The organism is Trichloromonas sp., from assembly GCF_041583255.1.
Lineage (GTDB): Bacteria > Desulfobacterota > Desulfuromonadia > Desulfuromonadales > Trichloromonadaceae > Trichloromonas.
This window is the reverse complement of record NZ_JBFHGD010000290.1, coordinates 1-3,334: the sequence shown is the minus strand read 5'-3', so window position 1 is coordinate 3,334 and position 3,334 is coordinate 1. Positions and strand designations below refer to the sequence as shown.

The following is a 3,334-nucleotide window of genomic DNA, read 5'->3' as shown; positions in this document are numbered from 1 at the left end:
TGCCCGAATACATGGTCGGGCTGATCATGATCGGCCTGGCCCGCTGCATCGCCATGGTCATCGTCTGGAATGAACTGGCCAAGGGGAACACCGACTACTGCGCCGGCCTGGTCGCCTTCAACAGCATTTTCCAGGTGCTCTTCTACAGCGTCTACGCCTGGCTGTTCATCACCGTGCTGCCGCCGCTGTTCGGCCTGCAGGGGGCGGTGGTCGAGGTCTCCATCGGCCAGATCGCCGAGAGCGTCTTCATCTACCTCGGCATCCCCTTTTTGGCCGGGATGCTCACCCGCCTGGTGCTGGTCAAGCACAGGGGGCGAAGCTGGTACGAGGAGAAGTTCATCCCGAAGATCAGCCCGATCACCCTGATCGCCCTGCTCTTCACCATCGTCGTGATGTTCAGCCTGAAGGGGAACCTGATCGTGCAGATCCCCCTCGACGTGCTGCGCATCGCGGTGCCGCTGCTGATCTATTTTGTGGTGATGTTCCTGGTGAGTTTCTGGATGGGGATCAAGGCCGGTGCCGACTATTCGAAAACCGCGACCATCGCCTTCACCGCCTCCGGCAACAACTTCGAGCTGGCCATTGCCGTGGCGGTGGCGGTCTTCGGCATCAATTCAGCCGCCGCGTTCACGGCCGTCATCGGCCCGCTGGTGGAGGTGCCGGCGTTGATCGGCCTGGTCCACGTCGCCTTCTGGCTGCGGAAACGCTGCTTTGCCGGGAAGTTGGCAGCAGATCTCTGAGGCCGGGTCCGACTCATTCTCCGACGGGACTGGCCGCCGGTTTCGCACGGATCAGCGACAACTCTTCGGCCAGATCCAGCGCCCGATCCCCCCGCAGCAGTTCGGCCAGGCCGATCAGCCCATCGGTGAGATACCTGCTCTGGTATCCCTTGGTGCGCAGGTAGGTCATGGCGATGATCGAGCGGTCTTTGTGCGGGCAGGCTGTCACGATGATTTTGTCTTTCGGCAGTTCTGCCAGTCGTGCCGGCAACTCGTTAAGCGGAATGGTCAGGGCGAAACCGGTGCGCCAGACCGCCACCTCCTCGGCAAAGCGGATATCGACCAGCACCCCTTGCCCCGAAACGAGCAGCGGCAGCAGCCCCTTGCTGTCGATCTTCATGTCGAGGCGCGCTTCGTAATCAAAACTGCGCACATACTCTTCGAGGCTGGGCGGTCCCTCGGCCTGGGCAGTACAGATTCCGAATAACACTCCCATTACCATGCCCAACAGCAACTTTTTCACACACATTCTCCTGATCAGGGTTCAAGGCGCCGAATAGACCAGCCAGATGCCGGCGACAATCACCAGCAATCCGCATATTCTTCTGAGCATGATGGCCCCCTTCGACTTTTCATTCCAGTCCAGATAGCGCTGAATCAGCTCAGTAAAGGTGCCGGCCAGCACAATCACCGAACAATGCCCAATGCCATAGGCCAGCAGCAGCATCGCGGCATACAACATGTTTCCGGTCGCTTCGCCGAATGCCACCCCGAGAACCGGGGCCATATAGGCGAAGGAACATGGCCCCAACGCGATACCGAAAATCAATCCAAGCAGAAAAGCGGCGAGCATCCCCTTGCGTGCGATTCCGACCCGCCCGGGAGCGGCCCATGGAAGGGGAATGATATCGAGCAGATGCAGGCCGACCAGCAGAAAGACGGCAGCGACCAACCAGTTCCCCCAGACCCCCACGTCCCCCAGCATCCGTCCTGCGATGGCGGTAGCAACTCCGATAAGAGCAATGGTGATGAGAATGCCAACGGCGAACAGAATGGATATGACAAAAGCGCGACGGGTGCTCATCCGTCCCTGGCCGTCGATGAACCCGACAATCAACGGAATGCTGGCCAAGTGACAAGGAGACAGGACCACACTGACCACACCCCAGGCCAGCGCTGCCGCCAGAGCCAATAGCGGTGTCCCTGATATCGCTGCGCTCATACTCAGGAAAAGTGATTCCACGGGGCCTCTTTATTTATGGGTGAACTCGTAGCCCAGTTCGCGCCACTTGGTCAGGATCTCTTCTTTACCGAAAAACCCCTGATGCCGGTACAGCTCTTTACCATCGGGGTCGTAAAAAATCTGCGTGGGAATCATCCTCACACCATATTCTGCTCCCTGATCACGATTTTTCCAGACATCAATAAACGTCACCTTCAACTGTCCGGCGAACTCGGTGCCCAGCTCATCAAGAATCGGCGCCATCATCTTGCAGGGGATGCACTTGTCGGCACCCAAATCGATCAAATGGGGAAGTTTCTCCGCCGCCGAACTGATTCCTGCCAGTAGCAGGGTCAGAATGGCGACCATGAGTACATTTCGGATTTTCAGCATCGTTATCTCCAGGTTGGGCATTATCCTTTTAGATTCAAGGGCGCAGCAATTTCATGATTTGGTCCGGCTTGAGCAGCTTCCCCTGGGAAACCACCTTGCCGTCAATAGCAAGGCCCGGCGTGGAGAGGATGCCGAACTTCGTAATTTCCATCAAATCGGTGACCTTTTCCACCTCGGCGTCCAAACCGAGCACCTGAACGGCTTCCCTGGCATTGGCGGCCAGTTCATTGCACTTCGTGCAGCCACTTCCGAGTACCTGGATTTTTTTCATCATCTCTTCCTTTCTTTCATTTCACTTGAGTAAACGGGACGGAATTCCCGCCAATCCGATTAAAATAAGGTTCCGTAGATCAAACCACTAACGGTCGCCATGCCCATCACCAACAAAACAAAGACTACGGTCTTTTTCGTCCCCATGACACTGCGGATGACCAGCATGTTGGGGAGCGACAGAGCCGGGCCGGCCAGCAACAGGGCCAGGGCCGGCCCCTTGCCCATCCCGGCGCCGATCAACCCCTGCAAAATCGGAACCTCGGTGAGGGTAGCAAAATACATGAAGGCGCCAGCGACCGAGGCAAAGAGATTGGCCTGCAGTGAATTACCGCCGACCAGCCCGGCGACCCAGCTTGAAGGGATCAGGGCCTCATGACCGGGACGACCGAGCAGGGCGCCGGCGATCAGCACTCCGTAAAAAAGGAGCGGCAGTATTTTCTTGGCGAAATCCCAGGAGGTATCGAACCATTCCCGCAGTTCGCCATCTTCATTTTTATCGGTCGCGGTCAGCAGCGAAAGGCCGAGGGTGCCGGCGACAAAGGCGAGAGCCGGATGCTGCGGCACCGCCAACGCCAGCACGACCACCGGTAATGCCGCCAGCAGCAATTTTATTCGGCCGACCTTAAACCACAACCCAAGAGCCAGCCCTAAGACCAGCGCAAAGAATCCGGTAATCGGCCACTTGGCGGCGTAAATCGCATGCCAAAGACCGGAATCGCTTTGCGGC

Annotated in this window: 6 protein-coding genes; 1 reads left to right on the top strand and 5 read right to left on the bottom strand. The window is 57.9% G+C overall.

Annotated features, from left to right (window positions below; genetic code table 11):
* A partial coding sequence (arsB, locus tag ABYV89_RS15780) for an ACR3 family arsenite efflux transporter (RefSeq protein WP_432823892.1) occupies window positions 1-740 on the top strand: 740 nt, incomplete at its 5' end.
* A 13-nt stretch (window positions 741-753) separates the two neighbouring features.
* Here arsB and ABYV89_RS15775 read toward each other — a convergent pair.
* From ABYV89_RS15775 to ABYV89_RS15755, 5 genes are all read right to left on the bottom strand, one after another.
* Complete coding sequence (locus ABYV89_RS15775; RefSeq protein ID WP_432823891.1) at window positions 754-1,242, bottom strand: rhodanese-like domain-containing protein; 489 nt, start codon at window positions 1,240-1,242, stop codon at window positions 754-756.
* Window positions 1,243-1,263: 21 nt separating this feature from the next.
* On the bottom strand, window positions 1,264-1,941 hold the full coding sequence (locus ABYV89_RS15770; protein WP_432823893.1) for a cytochrome c biogenesis CcdA family protein: 678 nt from the start codon (window positions 1,939-1,941) through the stop codon (window positions 1,264-1,266).
* 30 nt (window positions 1,942-1,971) lie between these two features.
* A complete protein-coding gene (locus ABYV89_RS15765) occupies window positions 1,972-2,334 on the bottom strand; it encodes a thioredoxin family protein (protein WP_432823890.1) in 363 nt (120 codons plus the stop codon).
* Between the two features lie 34 nt (window positions 2,335-2,368).
* Window positions 2,369-2,605 carry a thioredoxin family protein gene (locus ABYV89_RS15760; protein ID WP_432823889.1) on the bottom strand — a complete coding sequence of 79 codons (237 nt, stop codon included), beginning with the start codon at window positions 2,603-2,605 and terminating at the stop codon, window positions 2,369-2,371.
* Window positions 2,606-2,664: 59 nt separating this feature from the next.
* On the bottom strand, window positions 2,665-3,334 hold a 670-nt coding region (locus ABYV89_RS15755; RefSeq protein WP_432823888.1), incomplete at its 5' end, for a permease.